Origin of the sequence: Emticicia oligotrophica DSM 17448 (assembly GCF_000263195.1) — a bacterium.
GTDB lineage: Bacteria > Bacteroidota > Bacteroidia > Cytophagales > Spirosomataceae > Emticicia > Emticicia oligotrophica.
Genome location: NC_018748.1, coordinates 1,692,822 through 1,712,817, shown reverse-complemented (window position 1 = coordinate 1,712,817; position 19,996 = coordinate 1,692,822). Strand labels below are relative to the sequence as shown.

The window sequence follows — 19,996 nt, the reverse complement described above, 5'->3', positions numbered from 1 at the left end:
TTAAGCGTTATTTGCCACCGAGAACCGTTCGTGCCTCCGTGGTAAAGAAATATCATTCATAGCCGAATCGCTCCAATTTCTGACGTTTATTTCGCCAATCTGGCTCAACTTTGATATACTGTTCCAAGAAAATCTTTTTTCCAAAAAACTTTTCCATTTCTTGGCGAGCCTCAATTCCTACTTTTTTGATACGTTCTCCTTTATGCCCCAACAAGATGGCACGTTGGGTGGTGCGTTCAACGTAAATCTCAGAACTCACCACAATCATATCCTCTTTTTCCTTGAAACTAGAAATTACTACTTCGCAGCTATAAGGAACTTCTTTGGTATAGTTAGTAAAGATTTTTTCACGGATAATCTCAGCAGCAAAAAAACGCTCAGGCTTATCAGTGAGTTCATCTTTCGGGAAGTACGGGTAATGAACTGGTAGTAAATCTACAATTTTAGGCAAAAGTCCCTCAACGTTTTGCTGCTGAAGTGCTGAAATTGGAATAATCTCTAAAGCCTTAAAGTTTTCTTTCCAATAATTGATTTTTTCTTCGATTTGCTCAGGCGTGGCTAAGTCAATCTTGTTGATTATCAGCAATATCGGAATATTGGCGTGTTGGAGTTTTTCGATTACATCATCTTCATCATGCTTTTCGAAAATATCAGTCACAAATAAAATCACATCGGCATCTTCGAGCGAGCCATGTACAAAGTGCATCATTGATTTATGCAATTCATAAACTGGCTTGATGATGCCCGGGGTATCGGAGTAAACCAATTGAAAATCGGTGCCATTTTGCACACCATTCACAATGCCCATGATGCGGTGGCGAGTTGTTTGGGCCTTCGAGGTGATAATCGAAAGGCGTTCGCCAACCAAGATATTCATCAAGGTCGATTTTCCGACATTGGGTTTTCCTACTATGCTTATAAACCCAGCCTTATGGTCGGGCGAAATATTATCTTCCATCATTGTTTTATAGCCACGACGAAAAAAAATCGTGTTTTTTGAAAATTTTTACAAAGATAGTTTTTTATTGTGAAAACTTCTCGTACCTTTGCAGTCCAATTACGGAACAACATCGCGGGATGGAGCAGTTGGCAGCTCGTTGGGCTCATAACCCAAAGGTCACAGGTTCGAGTCCTGTTCCCGCTACAAAGGAAGACCTCATAAGTCTTCCTTTTTTGTTTTTAGTCGTTTACGCCCTCAAGCCACCCAAAACCTGTTTTTGTGCTGCTGCCTTACGTTTATCTGTTATTAATTTGATTTTTAGGACTTGCTCAATATCGGTGAGGGTATCAAGCGTAAAATTATGCCTACCGCTCAACCACTTTGTTATTTCAGAAGGTTTTCTACCTACTTTTTGGGCAAAATCTTTCTTTGCCATACCCTTTTCTACAAGTGTATCGGCAATAATTGAAGCAATACGCATTTTACGGTCGGTACGAGCTTGCTCTTCGGGTGTTATTTCTGCTAATAGGTTATCTAATAATGCCATTTCATATTAACAAATTAAATTATTTTAGTGAATATACTAATTTATTATAGTTTCTAACGCAAAATCAGGTGTCAAAACTAATCTACTTTTTTCTCCCTCAATTCATAGCAAATCTACTTTTTCTTCCCCAATTTTGGGGTAAAAAATACTGATTATATGTTTGATGCGTTGCAGAGCGAATTTGAAGGCGAACTCTACTTCAAAAATACCACTACCCACAAAGCCCTAAAGAAAGTCTATTCGACCGATGCCTCGGTTTATCAAGAAGAACCCTTGGCTGTGGCCATTCCCAAGACTGTAAATGATATAAAAAAACTCATCAAATTTGCTGATAATGAGCAAATTACACTTATTCCCCGTGCTGCGGGTACTTCTCTGGCTGGGCAGGTGGTCGGAAATGGGCTGGTGGTTGATATTTCAAAAAACTTCATCAATATCCTCGAAGTAAACCAAGCCGAAAAATGGGTAAGAGTGCAGCCAGGTGTCATTCGTGACGACCTCAACGCTTATCTGAAACCCTTCGGACTAATGTTTGGTCCCGAAACCTCGACATCGAGCCGAGCCATGATTGGAGGCATGATTGGCAATAATTCGTGCGGACTTCACTCAATTATTTGGGGAGCAACCCGTGATAATCTTTTGGAGGTAAAAGCTTTATTATCAGATGGTAGCGAGGTTGTTTTCGGTGATTTAGACCAAAAATCTTTTCAAGAAAAATGTAAATTAGAAACCCTTGAAGGTAAAATTTATCAAAGTCTTGATAAACTCATCAACAATCCTGAAAATCAAACAGCCATAAAACAAGGCTTCCCGAAAGCCAACGTAAAACGCCGAAATACAGGCTATGCTTTGGATGCCTTACTAAATGTTGAGCAACTGAATTTATCCAAACTAATTGCAGGTTCAGAAGGTACGCTTTGCTTTGTTACTGAAGCAAAACTGAAACTTTTCGACCTTCCACCGAAAGAAGTAGGTATGGTAGCTGTGCATACGCATACGCTCAACGAATCGCTTTTGGTCAATTTAGTGGCTCTTGAACACAATTGTTCAGCCTCTGAGTTGGTCGATGATTTTATCTTAGAATTTACCAAAACCAATATCGAACAGGCTAAAAACAGATTTTTCATCGAAGGCGAGCCTAAAGCCATTTTGATGGTTGAATTTTTTGATGAAACTAAAGAAGGCCTACTGCAAAAAGCCGAAAACTTAATAAAAGCTCTCAAAGAAAAGAATTTGGGCTACGCTCACCCAATTTTGCTCGGTGATGACTCCAAAAAGGCTTGGGAAGTACGAAAAGGTGGCTTAGGCTTACTCCGAAACCTCGAAGGTGATACTCAGTGTGTAAACTTAATTGAAGATTGTGCCGTTGACCCACAAGATTTACCAGCCTACATCGAAGATTTGGAGGTTTTACTGAAAAAACTCAATGTGCAATATTCAATGTATGCCCACGCAGGGGCGGGTGAGTTGCACGTAGAACCAATGGTGAATCTGAAAACTTCTGAGGGGCGACAGCTTTTTCGAACAATTTTAGCCGAAACGGCTGTTTTGGTGAAAAAATATGGCGGTTCACTTTCGGGCGAGCATGGTGATGGGCGTTTGCGTGGAGAATTTATTCCGTTTATGATGGGTGAAAAAAACTACGCACTTTTCAGAGAAGTAAAGCAAATGTTTGACGAAAAAGGCATTTTCAATCAAGGCAAAATCATAGATTCTCCGCCAATGAATGAGTTTTTGCGTTACGAGGCCGACCAACCAACGCCAAAACATCAAACCATTTTTGATTTCTCGAAACAAGAAAGTATTCTACGCCTTGCCGAAAAATGTAGCGGTTCGGGCGATTGTCGAAAAACTGAAATTACGGGCGGAACCATGTGCCCAAGTTATATGGCCACTCGCAGTGAAAAAGATACGACTCGTGCCAGAGCTAATGTTTTGAGGCAATATTACACCAATGAGCAGTCTATTACGCAGGAAAGTGTAAAAGAAGTGCTTGATTTGTGTTTGTCGTGCAAAGGTTGCAAATCAGAATGCCCTTCGAGTGTGGATGTGGGCAAGATGAAAGCAGAGTTTTTGCAGAAAACGTATGATACGAAAGGCGTTCCGTTCCGCTCTAAACTCATTGGTACTTTTACCAAGCAAATGAAACTGGCCTCGATTGCTCCGTGGGCGTATAATTTCATTTTCAAAACCGAAGCCACTCGCCGAATCGCCAACCGAATGGTAGGTTTTCATCCTGACCGTACAATGCCGTTATTGCATAGCACGACACTGAAAGAATGGTTTGGCAAGCAACCTTCCCCAAAAAACGATAAAAAGGTCTATCTCTTCTGCGATGAATTTACGGATTTTAATGATGTAGAAGTAGGTAAAAAAGCGATTTTATTATTACAAAAACTTGGTTATGAGGTAATCATACCAAATCACTTAGAAAGTGGACGCACGTATTTATCAAAAGGAATGGTGCGTGAAGCTCAGAAAATAGCTATCAAAAATGTTGAGTTGCTAAAAAATATTGTGTCGGAAAATACGCCAATTATTGGAATAGAACCATCGGCAATTTTGACTTTGAGAGATGAATATCTGGAACTTGTTCCGCAAGATTTAAGAGATGCTGCCGAAAAAATCGCTAAAAACACTTTTCAATTTGATGAATGGTTTGCCCGAGAAATCGACCGAAGAAATATCAAAAAAGAAGCCTTTTCGACTGAAAAACGATTAATAAAACTGCACGGACATTGCCACCAAAAAGCACTATCGTCACTTACGCCTACTAAGAAAAGTTTGTCTTTGCCTGCAAATTATGAAGTTCACCTAATTCCATCGGGTTGCTGTGGAATGGCGGGTTCATTTGGCTACGAGGCCGAGCATTATGAAGTTTCGATGAAAGTAGGAGAGTTGGTGCTTTTTCCGACTATCAGAAAACAGGCAGAAGATGTAATTATTGCTGCACCTGGCACAAGTTGTCGCCACCAGATTAAAGACGGAACAGGCAGAATCGCCCAACACCCAGCTGAAATTTTGTATGAAGCGTTGATTTAATTAATAATTGAAAATGAAAAATGGAGAATTGATAATGTCTTATTCGGCATTATTCATTCTCCATTCTCAATTATACATTAAAAAATTAAGCTCTCATCAACTTCACCAAATCCTTATCATTTACTTCTTTGATTTGGTCGGCTAAGTCTAGGAAACGCTTATATGTATCGTCTAAAACTGGTTTTTCAAGCTTATAACCTAACATTTCGAGGCGGTGTTTCAAGGCGTGGCGACCACTACGAGCGGTCAATACGATTGAAGATTTCGGAACACCAACTTCTTGTGGGCTAATAATCTCGTAAGTATCGGTATGTTTCAAGAAACCATCTTGGTGAATCCCCGACGAGTGAGCAAAAGCGTTGCGTCCAACAATAGCCTTATTGGCTTGTACTGGCATACGCATTGTTTGCGAAACCAAATTACTCATCGGAAATAGCATTTCGCTATTGATATTAGTATGGTAACCCATTGATTTATGAACTTTCAAAATCATGGCTACCTCTTCCAATGAAGTATTTCCAGCTCTTTCACCAATACCATTGATTGTTACCTCTACTTGGCGTGCTCCCGCTCTGATTCCGGCAATTGTATTGGCAGTTGCCATACCCAAATCATTGTGGTTGTGCATCGAGAGAATCGCCTTGTCAACGTTTGGTACATTATTCATCAAATAATTGATGCGGTCGTACATATCGTTTGGTAAAACATATCCTGTTGTGTCAGGCAAGTTCACTACGGTAGCTCCTGCTTTGATAACACTTTCAGTCAACTTTGCCAAAAATTCTAAATCAGCACGACCAGCATCTTCGGCGTAGAATTCAACATCATCCACAAGGTTTCGAGCATATTTCACGGCGTCAATCGCTTGTTCGATAATTGCTTCACGGCTACTATTAAATTTATGTTTGATGTGGATGTCAGATGCTCCAATTCCCGTATGAATACGAGGGCGTTTTGCTACTTTTAGAGCTTCGCCAGCGGCATCGATATCGCCTTTTACAGCACGCGATAATGCACAGACTGTTGGCTCGGTAACGGCTTTAGCAACCTCTACAACCGAACGAAAATCGCCAGGACTCGATACTGGAAATCCTGCTTCGATTATATCAACACCCAGCTTTTCGAGTTCTTTAGCAATCATTACTTTCTCCTCGGTTGTTAGCTGACAACCCGGTACTTGCTCGCCATCTCGCAAAGTAGTGTCAAAGACATAAATTTTCTCGCTCATTTCTAATGAGATTAATGTTGGTTAAGTGAGTACTGTGTCAACAATTCACAAAAAAGCCCTTTCTCACATGTGTTAAGAAAGGGCTTTCGTATATACAAAGTCTCCGTTTCTCACACCGACTGGTTGAGTAGAAGGAGAAGTGAAATTGCGATTGACGAATGATTCAATGGTTTTTGTTTTTTTATTGATACAAATTTAGGTAAATATTTTTTTTTGTCAAAAAAAAACAATTTTTTTTCAAAAAAAACGATACGCTGAATATGGCTTTTCTAAGTTGAGGCAAATACTAAAGACCTTCGAAAAATCTACTTTATTGAGTTTTGTGATACTTTTTTGATTTCTAAACCAGATTTAATAGTAAGATAAAGGTTGTGTATTAGTTTGATAATCAATAAGTTAAATCTTTTTTAAAATTTCCTTGCTCCATTCTGTGCTAAATATTCTGCAATTCTCACTAATAGTTAGTATTTTTGCACAATTCCTAAGCCGAAGAAAAATTTTATTTCACCTATGCAAAGAAAAACCAAAATAGTAGCAACTGTCGGACCAGCTTCCGAAAGCGAAGAAATGTTATTGGCATTGGCAAAAGCTGGTGTAAATGTTTTCCGTTTGAACTTCTCACATGGAACGCACGCCGACCACCAAATTCGTATTGACCGTATTCGTAAAATTAATAGAGAGCATGGCTTCAAATGTGCCATCTTGCAAGATTTGCAAGGTCCGAAAATCAGAATTGGTTTGATGGAGAGTGGTAATGATGGAGTTGAAATTTTCCCAGGAAATGAATTGAGATTCGCCAGTGATGATATCGTTGGTAATGCCGAAAGAGTGAGTACCCCTTACAAAGGCATGTACAATGATGTAAAAGTAGGTGAAAGAATCTTGATGGATGATGGTAAATTAGAAGTAAAAGTAATCGGAAAAGATGGTACTGATGTAATCACAGAGGTTGTTTACGGCGGTCTGTTAAAGCAAAAGAAAGGTGTAAACCTTCCGAATACTAATATTTCTCAACCTTCAGTAACAGACAAAGACTGGGAAGACCTTAAGTTTGGTTTAGAAAATGATGTTGATTGGGTAGCTCTTTCTTTTGTGCGTACGGCTGAGGAAATCGAAGAAATTAAAAGTTATATCAAAGCACAAGGTAAATCAGCTAAGGTTATTGCCAAAGTTGAGAAGCCAGAAGCTATCACCAATATGGAAGCAATCGTAAATGCCAGTGATGGTATCATGGTTGCTCGTGGAGATTTGGGTGTAGAATTACCATCGGAAGATGTACCAATGATTCAAAAGCGTTTGGTTGAGATGTCAAACTTGGCGGCTAAGCCAGTTATTGTGGCAACCCAAATGCTTGAAAGTATGATTGATAGCCCACGCCCAACACGTGCTGAGGTTGGTGATGTTGCCAATGCAGTGCTTGATGGTGCAGATGCTGTAATGCTTAGTGCAGAGAGTGCATCGGGTAAATACCCAATTTTGGCCGTAGAAACAATGGTAAATACCATTTTGAAGGTAGAAGAATTGGCTGATGAAAAGAAATTGTATTTCCGTCATCATACACGTGTAACGGAAGATAATTATGTTTCTGACCAAAAAGAAAACGATAACGTGGTAATGACTGCTTGTCGTTTAGCTCGTGACTTGAAAGTGAAGGCTATCATTGGTATTACGGCTTCTGGTTATACGGCATTCCGTCTATCTCACCACCGCCCGAAAGCGAGTTTATTCATTTTTACAAATAACGAAAAGCTTTCTACACAATTGAGTCTTTACTCAGGCGTAAAAACTTTCTTGGTTGAAGAAATGAAAGGCAAAAACGTTGAAGAAGTGGTAGATACAATTAAAGATTTCTTGATTGCAGAAGGCGAACTTCAAAAAGGAGATTTATTTATTAATACTTTGAGTTTACCATTACAAGATAATAACCTTACGAATACTGTGAAATTAAGTAAGGTAGAGTAATACTTGCCTTCTTTTTCTCATAATTTTACAAAAAAGTCTTTTTCTTATATTGAGAAAGACTTTTTTGTTTTTTTGCGAGGTGAAAGAGTAGGGCTTTATATGCATCCTCAGTAATGCTAATATACCAAGTTACTATAAAGTTGATGTTGTGCTACTTCTTGAATAAAATTTTCCGACCTTTGCAGCCGCATTACACTCTATCAAAATCTTTATGTCGCTTTTTTCGCAACAATACCAACAAGAAATCAAGAAAACCTTTTTATTGGCTTTGCCCATCGTTATTGCTCAATTGGGCGTTGTGTTAATGGGTGTGACTGATAACATTATGGTAGGTCGATACATTGGGAAAATTGGTTTGGGAGCTGCGGGAATCGCTAATTCTCTTTCTTTTCTAATTGCCTCTATTGGCATGGGGGGCTTATCGGTGGTTGCACCCTTAATCTCGAAGGCAAAAGCAGAGAAAAATATTCCTGAAATTAATCGCTTATTCAGAGCAGGTATTAAAGTGGCTCTTTGGTTTAGTTTAATTTTAGGACTCGTTGGATTGCTTTGTATCTATTGTTTCGAGATATTCCAGCAATCGCCCGAAATTAACACCCAAGCCCCCGCATTTATGGCGATTATTGTAGTTTCCAATGCCTTTATGTTTGTCTTTGCAGCTACTAAGCAGCTTTCTGATGGTCTCTCGCGTACGTACGTGGCCATGATTATCACGCTTTTTGGGTTATTACTAAATTTGATTTTCAATATTATTTTAATTAATGGATATTGGGGTTTCCCGAAAATGGGTTTAATTGGCTCAGCCACTTCTACACTCATTACAAGGATACTGATGATGTTGGCCTTATTATTTTATTTGTTCCAAACAAAAGCCTTTAAAAAATACCTTCATAGCAAGTACAAATCGCTGAAAACAAATGATTTAGTTGCATTGATTTTCAAGATTGGCGTGCCGAGCGGGCTACAATATTTCTTTGAAATTGCGGCCTTTTCGTTGGCGGTAATTATGATGGGTTGGTTGGGTGAAAATCAATTAGCTGCCCATCAAATTGCTATCAATGTGGCTTCTACCACTTACATGATGGCTTCGGGATTGGGTATTGCTGGTGGTATTCGTGTAGGTGAAGGCAGAGGCTTAAAAGATTTATCAAAAATCCGACTTTCGGGTAATGTTGCCTTACTTTTGGTCATTGCATTTATGGCGTCAATGATGTTATTAATTTTGCTTTTTAATCGTTTCTTCGTAGAGTTGTATATATCTGATAATGAAGTAATTGCCATTGCTATTGACTTGATGTTTGTGGCGGCTGTTTTTCAGCTTTCTGATGGCGTTCAGGTAGTTTCTTTGGGTATTCTTCGAGGTATTTCAGATGTAAATATTCCTACTTGGATAACGATGTTTGCTTATTGGGTTTTGTCTTTGCCATTGGGCTATTTATTAGCTTTTCGTTTCAATATGGACGCCATTGGTATTTGGATTGGGCTTTTGGCAGGGCTAACCGCTTCGGCAATTTTACTTACTGTGCGGTTTTATTATTTGATTAAAAAAATGAAGGTTGAATAAAGTGTATTATACCTTCAAGGTTAATTTATTAGATTAAAGATGCTCCGTTCATACTATAATATTGATGCCATAGAAGCAGGTTTAGATGAAGCTGGCCGAGGTTGTTTAGCAGGGCCCGTGGTGGCTGCGGCTGTGATTTTGCCTAAAGATTACACGCACGAATGGCTCAATGATTCTAAACAACTATCGCACGAGCAAAGGGTGAAGCTACGCACCGAGATTGAACGTGATGCGATTGCATTTGCAGTAGCTGAGGCTTCGAATGAAGAAATCGACCAAATTAATATTCTCAAGGCTAGCTTCTTAGCTATGCATCGGGCTGTTGAAAAACTTTCATTTCGCCCCGAACATTTATTGATTGATGGAAATCGGTTTACACCTTATCCACTTATTCCTCATACTTGTATCGTAAAAGGCGATGCAAAGTTTTTATCAATTGCTGCGGCTTCAATTTTAGCCAAAACTTATCGAGATGACCTCATGGGTCAATTTGCTAAAAAATATCCTTATTATCGTTGGGAACAAAATGCTGGTTATCCAACACCTTTCCACAAAAAAGCAATTAAAGAGCATGGTTTTACACCTTTGCACCGCCTTACCTTTAAAAGTGAATGATTGCGAAAGCTTACGTTAAACTTTCAGAAATCATAAACATAATTGCTAGTAGTATCAAGAAAATTAGTGGCGTTAAGCCCATGCCTAAGGCCCAAGTATAATTTCCTTTGAAGAATAAAATCCAAGAAATAATTTGAGTAATTAGGATGGAAACTGGAATGGATACAACTAAAGAAAAGAGTATCCATGTGCGGGTAGTGGCTCCGGAGTCGAAAAGCATCGGTGAAAACAAAGCCATATAAACCGAAGGAATAAAGCCAATGATAGCTATGATATTGACAATTATGGATGCAAGTTTCATATTTTGAAGTAAATATTAATTAGGTTAGTGAATAGACTTAAAATCCCACAAGTATATTATAAAACTAATATTTCTTGTGGGATTTTTGGTAAAATTATTGAGTTGAAAAGGGCGATTAGAATTTCAAATCTTTTAGATAAATAGCATCACTTTTCATACTTTCTATTGGCCCGATTGGATATTGCTCTTGCTCAACCAAGAAATACTTAATTCCGCTATCTTTGGCTGCACGAAGTAAGCTCTTATAGTCGATGATACCTTTTTCTAGGTCGGTTTGTTGTGGTTTTGGGTCTTTCGTTGCAAGCTGCTTGATATGGCACAACTCATAACGATTACCATATTGTTTTAGGTGTTCGATACTGTTTTCACCAGCGGCCTCACTCCAACACATATCTAATTCAAAACATACAATTGATGGGTCGGTATTTTCGAGTAAAATTCTCTGACCTTTAATTCCATTGGCATTTTGAAATGAGTATGCGTGGTTATGGTATCCATAACGTAATCCATATTTTTTACAGATTTCTCCATTTTTAGTAAATGCTTCTGCTTTTTGCTTCCAAGCATCGGCAGATGGTTGCATACCAATAGCTGGACAAATGACATATTTCAGGCCACCTTCGGCACATTTAGCAATCATTTCTTCATTTGTATCAGGAAGACCTAAATGCGTGCTCACCATTTGTACACCAATATCGCTTAAATAAGCTTTCGCATCTTTAGGTGCCATGCCCCAAAATGGGTCTTTCGAATAGCTTTCAAAATATTTATAACCCATATCGGCCAATTGCTTCATGTAGTTTTTCGGGTCTTTTGGCAAAACATCACGAATACTATAAAGCTGGCAGCCAAATTGTTTGAGCGTTCCTTTCGCTTGTAGTTCGTTGGTCATTAAAGCCAAGGCTGCGAAAGAGGCAGATTGTTGTAAAAATTTTCTGCGATTGATAATCATTGTCGTAATTAAGGTTGAATATTAGTAATAAGACGAGGCAATTTAATGGATTTCTGAGAAAATTATAATGAATTGACCAATTAAAAATGGCGACCTTCGAGAAAGTCGCCACCATTTATTTTTACTTTGATTATTTTGCTCGAATTAATCTTCAAATAAGCTTCCTAATCCACCCAATACCGAGCCACTTTCTTTGGTAGAATTTCCGCCATAAGGACTCAAGCGTTGAATAAGTTTAGAAATTGGCAAGGATTGAATCCAAACTTTACCAGTTCCACGTAGTGTAGCTAAAAAGATACCTTCTCCACCAAATACCATTGATTTTAAGCTACCCGAGCGTTCGATATCGAATTGTAATTGAGGTTCGAAACCGACTACGCAACCAGTATCAATTCTTAAGGTTTCGTTATTCAGTTGACGTTCAATAACAACCCCACCTGAGTGAATAAACGCCATGCCATCTCCTTGGATTTTCTCAAGAATAAAGCCTTCGCCACCAAAAAAACCAGCACCAAGGCGTTGGTTAAAATGAATCGAAATGCTTGTACCCATAGCAGCACACAAAAATGCATCTTTTTGTACGATAAGCGTATTTCCCATAATATTCGCCAAATTTACAGGCTTAATTGTTCCGGGATAAGGTGCAGCAAATGCTACTTTTCTTTTGATACCAGAGCGGTTTGTGAAGTGTGTCATGAAAATAGACTCTCCCATTAAAGCTCTCGAACCGGCTTGTAGTAATTTCCCGAATAAGCTCTGTTGTGGCTGTGAGCCATCACCCATTTTGGTTTCAAACATTATACCGTCTTCCATGAAAAGCATTGAACCAGCTTCAGCGATAACAGTTTCATTTGGGTCAAGTTCTATTTCGACGATTTGGATGTCTTCGCCGTGAATTTTGTAATCAATTTCGTGAGAACGCATGACAAATATTTTTGTTTTAAGATTGATGTGACGAATATAGGGTTTATGCTTAAATGTTTCAAAAAAATCTACACAAACGCACACTTCAGCGGGTAGAAAGGTTAAATTTGAGCGTATTTGAAAGAAACCTTCCAACTTTTATATGTCTATAAGTATCTTAAGTAAAAAAACGAGACCTTTATGAAGTATATTATTATAATGAGCTTTTTGGCTTTAGTAGCTTGTGCAAAAGAAATGGGTGTAGATGATACTCTACCGCCATTAGCTTCGAAAGTTGAGTTAAGTTTTGATACTGAACTCACTTTTCAAGAAGGAGTAAAAATTAAAGTAACGAAAGTAGAAGATAGTCGGTGCCCTCAAAATACTACGTGTATTTGGGCAGGAATGGCAAGAGTATTTTTTACGATAACAGATAAGGGCGTGTCAAAAGATAGTTCGATTGACTTTGAAGCCAAACCAATCAATACAACAGTTGATATTAACGGCGTGAAATATCAAGTAGAAATAACCGATGTTTTGCCGTACCCGAAGAATGCTACTTCAATTAATCAAAATGATTATAAAGTGAGCACAACAGTAAAGAAATTGTAAAAAAAATTGTAATCTTTCAATTTTCCATAGAAATAAAAAGGGCGAAGAAAGAACTTCGCCCCACTAAATTATGCTTTTGTTTCTTCGGTTGAAGGAGGATTTGTAGCTGCTTTAGCTTTATTGAACAAATCTTGTAAGAATGCTTCTGCCTCAGGGAAATTATCCTTTAGGGCTGTTGCAGCTTCTGTCTTTAGTTTTTCGAAGTATTCTGGAGCTTTATCAATGGCCTGTTCGGCTTCATCTTTAAATTGCCCAGCTTTGCTCTTTAAATCTTCTAATGCTTTTTCTCCCTCTTCGGTTTGTAAATATTTATGAAGTGCTACACCCGCTGCTGCTCCGAGTACGAATGTTGCTAAATGTTTTGCATTGACCATTTGAATTGAATTTTATGTGTTTAATAATGAACCTCTGACGAAATTCAGGCATGAAAGTATCAAAGAAATTTGAGTAATATTCGATAATTTTGCCGATAGGTAAATTTTATATGCAAATGGACGAAAACCTTGTTGATCACTACGCTGAGATTCTCTATGACTATCATTTCTTGAAACATCCGCTTCAAAAAGCTGATGCTATTTTTGTTTTAGGTAGCCATGATCCCAGCGTGGCCGATTATGCCGTTCAGCTTTTTCAAGAGGGATGGGCAAAATATATTATTTTTTCAGGTGGAGTAATTCGTCCAATTGGTGAACTCCGAAATATTACACCCAAGTCAGAAGCAAATGCTTTTTTTGATATAGCAGTTGAAGCAGGTGTACCAGCAGAGGCAATTATTTTAGATAATAAAGCAACTAATACAGGAGAGAATTTCTCTTGTACACGTAAGATTTTACAGGAAAAAGGATTTGATTTCAAAAACTTTATACTTGTTCAGAAGCCATATATGGTACGCCGAACCTATGCCACGGCTTTGGTGCAATTTGCAGAATTTAGTTTTATTTCAGTGGCTGCCCCCGATACCTACGATGATTATATAGCAAAATGTGCTGAAAATAATATCAGTAAAGAACGTGTGATAAGTAATATGACAGGAGACTTACAAAGATTAAAAGTTTACCCCGAAAAAGGATTTTTAGTAGCAATGGATATTCCTGAAGAAGTTTGGGCCGCCTATGAAAAACTCATTGAATTGGGTTTTGTAGGCAGAATGGCAAATTAGGATTCACCATTCTGCTTCGCTTTAAGTATTTTTAGTATTGACCAATAGATAGCATAACCAAAGTACATGCTTCAATTGGTTCGATACCTTTTTCGGTTAGAAAATTCTCAAATTCAGGGTTTTCTGTACCCGGATTGAAAATTACTCGGCGAGGTTTCAAGCTTGCAATGTAATCAAAATACTCCTTTTGTTTGGCTGGTCCAACATAAAGCGTTACAGTATCAATATCTTCAAACTTTTCTTTGTTTGTATTAATTTCTTTACCTGCAACTACGCCTTCTTTTATTCCTAATAGTTCGATTTCCTGTTGATGACTGACCAATTTATTGGCAGTTAAAAAAGCATATTTACTCGGGTCAGTTGAGGCTCCAATTACTAATGTTTTTTTACTCATTTTTTGTGTTTTTCTAATAAATCACAAATTCAAAAATTTAGTTCACCATTTATTCTAATAACGAATGCCAGAAATAGAAAGTAGCGTATCCCTTCCAGCCTTTCCAATGTTTTGCCATTTCGTTTAGTTGTATCATAGTTGGTTTACTATCAAGTAGATAGTGGTTTTTTACAGCATTTTGAAGACCAACGTCTTCAATGGGAAATGCATCATAATAGCGTAGGCTTTTCATCATCGAATAGTTGGCTGTCCAATTACCAATTCCTTTGATTTTTATAAGTTCACTTCTGATTTCATCAAAACTCAGATTTTGAAGTTTTTCTGTCGAAAATTGCCCTTCCGCAAATGCCTTGGCAATATTAATAATATATTCAGCTTTTCGAGTACTAAACTGTAGTGGTCTTAAATCTTCAATGCTTAATTGTGCAAGGCGTTGAGGTGTGGGTAAAGCATAGAAATATTGACCATGGAAATCTACACTTTCACCAAAATTATGTACGAGTCTTTCTTTGAGTATATAAGCAAATGTAAGATTGATTTGCTGGCCAATAATTGACCAAATCAATGACTCAAATAAATCAGGCATGCCGATTAGTCTTAATCCATGATATTTTTGACAAAGTTTTGATAAAATAGTATCAGCTTCTATTGATTGGTAAAAAGCTTCAAGATTTGTGTCTAAGTCAAACCATTGTTTTACATATTTTGTAATCGCTTCAGCAATTTCTTGCTTACTCGGAATATTATGGACTGATATTTGCAAATTACCCTCTAGTCGAATTGAGAATAAAATGAGTTCGTTTTGAAATCGGATAACTCTAAATACCTCTTTATCAATTACTTTGTGTAAACATTCTCGTTCGTTTCGATTAAGAAACTTTAATATCTGTTCATGATTAAATACCGTAAAAGGGCTTAAAACTTGCATTTTTGGGTAGTTTTTTGTAGATTTTTCTGCAAAATAAGAGAAAAATTAATGATTAGTTCAATCTGATTTTTGCTAATTTTTGTGGGATTTTTTATCAAAAAATGACCATCGCTATTGTAATTGATTTGTAAACCTGATATCAATCATTTACCTTTGTGATAGGGGTATAAAACAAGAAAAATCCAACACTGTCGAACCTTCTTACGTTCCAATTTGCTGTATATTCTTGCAAAAATACCATTCCACATTCATTAAATTATGTTTAGTCGTGAATGATTTTATTCTATAAATAGCTGATTGTCAGTATTTTATGTATTTATTTAAAACTATTCTAAATTACAAATAGCTATAAAAAAAATGACAAAAGCTATTTGATTGAAAACATTCATAGCGTAGTTTTGCAGTCTGAAAAAGTAGGGATACTACATTTATATATAAATATGATTCGTAAATTTTATAAGTCAATTTTAGCTCTTGCTGTTGTTGTAAGCATAGCTTTCAGTCATGCAACGGCACAAGATAGTACCTCGACTGCGGCTGCTGCCCCTGCTGGTGGTGGAGATGTAGCGAAAGGGGAAGAGTTATTCAAAAATAATTGTGCACAGTGTCACGCTGTTACGGCAGAAGTTGTAGTTGGGCCTGGTTTAGCAGGACTCGAAGAACGTCGAGACTATGCTTGGATTAAGAAATGGATTAACAATCCAATGGGTGTAATTGCCAGTGGCGATAAATACGCTAATGACCTTTATACTAAATTTAATAAAACCCAAATGACTGCTTTCGGTGCATTTGGTGATAATGAAGTAAAAGCAATCTTAGCTTACGTTAAGTCTGCTGGTGCAGCTCCAGCAGCGGCAGCAGCTCCTGCGGGTGGTGCAGCTCCAGCAGCGGCAACCGAAACAGGTGGTGGTAAATTTATCAATGTTATTTTGGTATCATTGTTAGTTATCATGGGCCTTGTTTTAGTAGCTTTATTAGGTATCTTACAATTATTGAATAGATTGTCAGGTGCTGAATCTGGAGAAGCTTCTCTTTCATTCGGAGAAAAACTACAAGCAAACCTTAAAAACATCGCAGCTAATAAAACTGTACGTTCGGCTATTGTTTGGGCGTTTATTTTATTAGCAACAAAAGCAACTTTCGATGGTATGTACGGAATTGGTGTTCATCAAGGATATGCTCCAAAACAACCGATTTCTTTCTCTCACAAATTACACGCTGGCGAAATGAAAATCAACTGTGCGTATTGCCACACAGGTGTTTATAAAGGTAAGCAATCAGGTATTCCTTCAGCAAATATCTGTATGAACTGTCATAACGCTATCAAGCGTGAGTCGCCAGAAATCCAAAAGATTTATGCAGCAATCGAGAATAATAAGCCAATCGAGTGGGTACGTGTACACAACCTTCCTGATTTAGCATACTTCAATCACGCACAACATACAAATGTTGGTGGTTTAGAGTGTAAAAATTGCCACGGCGAAATCGAGAAAATGGAAGTTGTTCAACAACGCTCAAGCCTTACAATGGGTTGGTGTATCGACTGTCACCGCAAGACAGAAGTTAACGGAAAGGACAATGGCTACTATACTAAGTTAATGGAAGCTCACAATGCAGTTAGCAAAGGTGCCATGAAAGTTCAAGATAACGGTGGTTTGGAGTGTGCGAAATGTCACTACTAATACCTGCTCATTATCAATTATATTATATTCTGAAGAAAGTTCATAACATTAAATAAAGTTCCTATCAGGAATTAGGATACTATGGAGAATACTAATAAAAAGTATTGGAAAGGGGTTGAGGAGTTGAAAAACGACATTGGGTTTGTACAAAATGCCAATCGTGAGTTTAATTTAGATGATATCGAGACTGTTGAGCCTACTCATCGCCGTGACTTCTTGAAAGTGTTAGGCTTTAGTGTAGCTGCCGTTTCTTTGGCAGCTTGCGACGCTCCAGTTCGTAAGGCTATTCCTTACTTAAATAAGCCAGAAAGCGTAGAGCCAGGAATTCCAAACTGGTATGCTTCTACTTACGCTGAGGATGGCGATTATTGTAGCATTTTAGTAAAAACACGTGAAGGTCGTCCGATTAAAATTGAAGGAAATAAACTTTCATCTGTAACTAAAGGTGCTGTAAGTGCAAGAGTACACGCTTCAGTATTGAGCTTGTATGATAATGAAAAATTGAAAGGGCCTAAAAAAGGTTCTTCAAACATAAAGTGGGAAGAGTTAGATAAAGAAATCACAGCTGCTTTAGCTAAAGGTGGAAATATCCGTATCGTTACAAATACAATTCTTTCTCCAACTACTAAAAAGGTAATCGCTGATTTTGTTGCTAAATACCCATCTGCAAAACATGTTACGTATGATGCTAATTCATCTTATGCAATTGTTCAAGCAAATGCTACTTCATTTGGCAAAGCGGTTATTCCTTCTTACGATTTCAGCAAAGCTAACGTAATCGTTGGTATCAACGCCGATTTCTTAGGTACTTGGATTGCTCCAAATACATTTGCTGGTCAGTGGGCTGCTACTCGTAAATTGAATAGTGGTAAAAATGGCAAACGTACGATGTCTCGTCATTATCAATTCGAAACTGGTTTGACAATTACTGGTGCATCTGCCGACTACAGAGGAATGATTAAGCCTTCTCAAGAAGGTGCGGTTGCAGTTGCTCTTTACAACAAAGTTGCTGCTGCTTTAGGTGGCAAAACTGTTGGTGGTGCTGCTGTTGAAACGCAAAATTTAGATAAATGTGCGAAAGACCTTATTGCTGCTAAAGGTGCTGCATTGGTTGTATCTGGCTCAAACGACCCAGCTGTACAAACAATCGTTAACGCAATCAACGGTTTATTAGGAAGCTACGGCACAACAATCGACTTAGGCACACCAGTAAATTACCGCCAAGGTAATGATGCTGAAATGAACGCCTTTATTGCAGAAGTAAAATCAGGAAGTGTTAGCACTGCAATCTTCATGTCGAACCCAGTTTATGACCATTCTAAAGGTAAAGAATTAGGTGAGGCTCTTGCAAAGGTATCAACAACGGTTTCATTTGCAGACCGTGCTGACGAAACAGCTTCAAAATGTAAATACATCGCTCCTGCTCCTCATTATCTAGAGTCATGGAACGACGCAGAACCAAAACAAGGGTTCTTCTCTCTTACTCAGCCAACAATTTCATTGATTTTCGATACTCGTCAAGCACAATCAAGTCTCTTAACTTGGGCTGGCTTGAACAGCGATTATCACGCTTATCTAAAATCTAACTGGACTAAGAATATCTTGAATGGCAAGTCTTGGGTTCAAGCATTGCACGATGGTATCTACGAACCAGCTGCTGGAGCCGCCGCTACTGGAGCAAGTTTCGCAGGAAATGTTGATGAAGCTGCTGCAGCCATTGCTAAAGTAAAAGGTGCTGGTATCGAAGTTTCAATTTACGAATCAGTAGGTCTTGGAACAGGAACACAAGCAAACAATCCTTGGTTACAAGAAATGCCAGATCCAATTTCTAAAGTTACCTGGGAAAACGTAATTGCGGTTTCTCAAAAAACAGCCAAAGAATTAGGAATTGAGCAAGGTGATTGGGCAAAGGCTACAGTAGGAGGTAATTCAATCGAATTACCAGTATTAATTCAACCAGGCCAAGCAAATGGAACTATTTCAGTTGCTTTAGGTTATGGCCGTACAGCTGCTGGAAAAGCAGGTAACACAGGTGCAAATGTTTTCCCTTGGGTTGCTAACGGACAATATTGGGCAAGTGATGTTAAAATAGAAAAAACTAAGAGTGGTTATACATTAGCACAAACACAAACGCACAATACTGTGATGGGCCGTAGAGCGGTTGTTCAAGAATCAGTATTAGCGGAGTATGTGAAAGATGTAAAAGCTGGACGTTATGAGCCGAAAATTGGTACATCAGAAGGCGAAAAATCACCGTATCAAATTACACTTTGGAATGGACATGAGAAGAAAAACCACAGCTGGGGTATGGTTATTGACCTTAACAGCTGTACAGGTTGCGGCTCATGTTTAGTAAGTTGTCAAGCAGAAAATAACGTAGCAGTAGTAGGTAAAGCTGAGGTAGCTCGTGCAAGAGAGATGCACTGGATTCGTATCGACCGCTACTATAGCTCTGAAATGGAGCACGACGCAGCTTTAGCTGAAAAAGGTATCATCGGTGGTTATAGAGAGTTAGAAATTGCTGCTGAGAACCCAGAGGTTGTATTCCAACCAATGATGTGTCAGCACTGTTCAAATGCTCCTTGTGAAACTGTATGTCCTGTATTGGCTACTACTCACAGCTCAGAAGGCTTGAACCAAATGACATACAACCGTTGTGTAGGTACTCGTTATTGTGCAAACAACTGTCCATATAAAGTACGTCGCTTCAACTGGTTTAAATACTTCGAAAACGACAACTTCGATTTCAATATGAACAACGACTTAGGTCGTATGGTATTGAACCCAGATGTAACAGTTCGTTCTCGTGGGGTAATTGAGAAATGTTCAATGTGTGTGCAACGTATTCAAGCTGGTAAGTTAGCAGCGAAGAAAGAGCGTCGTCGCCCAATTGATGGAGAAATCCAAACAGCATGTTCTCAATCATGTCCAACTAATGCTATCACTTTCGGTGATATGCTTGATGAAAATTCAGAAATCTCAAAAATCTTGGCGGTAGAGAAAGAAGGTCGTGCATTCCACGTATTAGAGGAAATCAACGTACAACCTCAAATGAACTACTTGACAAAAATCCGTAACAAGGATGGCGTTGCAAAAGCAGCTCATGCTGAGAAAAAAGAAGCTCATCATTCATAAGATAGCCTTAGTTAAAAGTTTAAATAGAAAAT

Annotated in this window: 17 protein-coding genes and 1 tRNA gene; 9 read left to right on the top strand and 9 right to left on the bottom strand. The window is 38.2% G+C overall.

The annotated features are described in order from the left end of the window. Positions 1-52: 52 nt before the first annotated feature. Positions 53-961: a GTPase Era gene (gene era / locus EMTOL_RS07125; RefSeq protein WP_015028598.1), complete on the bottom strand. Its 909-nt coding sequence runs from the start codon at positions 959-961 to the stop codon at positions 53-55. Between the two features lie 110 nt (positions 962-1,071). Between era and EMTOL_RS07120 the strand changes: the two genes are divergently transcribed. Beyond that, a tRNA-Met gene (locus tag EMTOL_RS07120) sits at positions 1,072-1,144 on the top strand. 43 nt (positions 1,145-1,187) lie between these two features. On the opposite strand, the gene EMTOL_RS07115 is transcribed toward EMTOL_RS07120, so the two are convergent. Continuing rightward, positions 1,188-1,487 (bottom strand): helix-turn-helix domain-containing protein, encoded by a 300-nt coding sequence (locus EMTOL_RS07115; RefSeq protein ID WP_015028597.1) that lies wholly within the window; start codon positions 1,485-1,487, stop codon positions 1,188-1,190. Between the two features lie 156 nt (positions 1,488-1,643). On the opposite strand from EMTOL_RS07115, the gene EMTOL_RS07110 reads away from it, so the two are divergent. Further along, positions 1,644-4,529, top strand: a complete 2,886-nt coding sequence (locus EMTOL_RS07110; RefSeq protein WP_015028596.1) for an FAD-binding and (Fe-S)-binding domain-containing protein — start codon at positions 1,644-1,646, stop codon at positions 4,527-4,529. An 85-nt stretch (positions 4,530-4,614) separates the two neighbouring features. Here EMTOL_RS07110 and EMTOL_RS07105 read toward each other — a convergent pair whose 3' ends face one another. Beyond that, on the bottom strand, positions 4,615-5,757 hold the full coding sequence (locus EMTOL_RS07105; protein ID WP_015028595.1) for a 2-isopropylmalate synthase: 1,143 nt from the start codon (positions 5,755-5,757) through the stop codon (positions 4,615-4,617). Positions 5,758-6,267: 510 nt separating this feature from the next. On the opposite strand from EMTOL_RS07105, the gene pyk reads away from it, so the two are divergent. From pyk to rnhB, 3 genes are all read left to right on the top strand, one after another. Next, positions 6,268-7,719, top strand: a complete 1,452-nt coding sequence (gene pyk / locus EMTOL_RS07100) for a pyruvate kinase (protein ID WP_015028594.1) — start codon at positions 6,268-6,270, stop codon at positions 7,717-7,719. Between the two features lie 211 nt (positions 7,720-7,930). Further along, on the top strand, positions 7,931-9,283 hold the full coding sequence (locus EMTOL_RS07095; RefSeq protein WP_015028593.1) for an MATE family efflux transporter: 1,353 nt from the start codon (positions 7,931-7,933) through the stop codon (positions 9,281-9,283). A gap of 39 nt (positions 9,284-9,322) precedes the next feature. Beyond that, the gene (gene rnhB / locus EMTOL_RS07090) at positions 9,323-9,898 is read left to right on the top strand and encodes a ribonuclease HII (protein ID WP_015028592.1); all 576 of its coding nucleotides are present in this window, start codon (positions 9,323-9,325) and stop codon (positions 9,896-9,898) included. Positions 9,899-9,908: 10 nt separating this feature from the next. On the opposite strand, the gene EMTOL_RS07085 is transcribed toward rnhB, so the two are convergent. From EMTOL_RS07085 to EMTOL_RS07075, 3 genes are all read right to left on the bottom strand, one after another. Then, positions 9,909-10,199, bottom strand: a complete 291-nt coding sequence (locus EMTOL_RS07085; RefSeq protein ID WP_015028591.1) for a hypothetical protein — start codon at positions 10,197-10,199, stop codon at positions 9,909-9,911. Between the two features lie 115 nt (positions 10,200-10,314). Continuing rightward, entirely contained in the window at positions 10,315-11,151 is an 837-nt protein-coding gene (locus EMTOL_RS07080; RefSeq protein ID WP_015028590.1) for a sugar phosphate isomerase/epimerase family protein, read from the bottom strand. Positions 11,152-11,295: 144 nt separating this feature from the next. After that, complete coding sequence (locus EMTOL_RS07075; protein ID WP_041693453.1) at positions 11,296-12,075, bottom strand: TIGR00266 family protein; 780 nt, start codon at positions 12,073-12,075, stop codon at positions 11,296-11,298. A 180-nt stretch (positions 12,076-12,255) separates the two neighbouring features. On the opposite strand from EMTOL_RS07075, the gene EMTOL_RS07070 reads away from it, so the two are divergent. After that, on the top strand, positions 12,256-12,666 hold the full coding sequence (locus tag EMTOL_RS07070; protein ID WP_015028588.1) for a hypothetical protein: 411 nt from the start codon (positions 12,256-12,258) through the stop codon (positions 12,664-12,666). A gap of 68 nt (positions 12,667-12,734) precedes the next feature. Here EMTOL_RS07070 and EMTOL_RS07065 read toward each other — a convergent pair whose 3' ends face one another. Continuing rightward, positions 12,735-13,040 (bottom strand): YtxH domain-containing protein, encoded by a 306-nt coding sequence (locus tag EMTOL_RS07065; protein WP_015028587.1) that lies wholly within the window; start codon positions 13,038-13,040, stop codon positions 12,735-12,737. A gap of 116 nt (positions 13,041-13,156) precedes the next feature. Here EMTOL_RS07065 and EMTOL_RS07060 point away from each other — a divergent pair, with 116 nt between their 5' ends. Next, the gene (locus EMTOL_RS07060; protein WP_015028586.1) at positions 13,157-13,825 is read left to right on the top strand and encodes a YdcF family protein; all 669 of its coding nucleotides are present in this window, start codon (positions 13,157-13,159) and stop codon (positions 13,823-13,825) included. A gap of 31 nt (positions 13,826-13,856) precedes the next feature. Here the strand turns inward: EMTOL_RS07060 and EMTOL_RS07055 are convergent, their stop codons facing one another. Then, positions 13,857-14,219: a CoA-binding protein gene (locus EMTOL_RS07055; RefSeq protein ID WP_015028585.1), complete on the bottom strand. Its 363-nt coding sequence runs from the start codon at positions 14,217-14,219 to the stop codon at positions 13,857-13,859. 49 nt (positions 14,220-14,268) lie between these two features. Further along, on the bottom strand, positions 14,269-15,147 hold the full coding sequence (locus EMTOL_RS07050; RefSeq protein WP_015028584.1) for a DNA-3-methyladenine glycosylase family protein: 879 nt from the start codon (positions 15,145-15,147) through the stop codon (positions 14,269-14,271). 440 nt (positions 15,148-15,587) lie between these two features. On the opposite strand from EMTOL_RS07050, the gene EMTOL_RS07045 reads away from it, so the two are divergent. After that, positions 15,588-16,829, top strand: coding sequence for a c-type cytochrome (locus EMTOL_RS07045; protein ID WP_015028583.1), 1,242 nt, complete (start codon positions 15,588-15,590; stop codon positions 16,827-16,829). A gap of 81 nt (positions 16,830-16,910) precedes the next feature. After that, complete coding sequence (locus EMTOL_RS07040) at positions 16,911-19,964, top strand: TAT-variant-translocated molybdopterin oxidoreductase (protein WP_015028582.1); 3,054 nt, start codon at positions 16,911-16,913, stop codon at positions 19,962-19,964. The last annotated feature ends 32 nt before the right edge of the window (positions 19,965-19,996 follow it).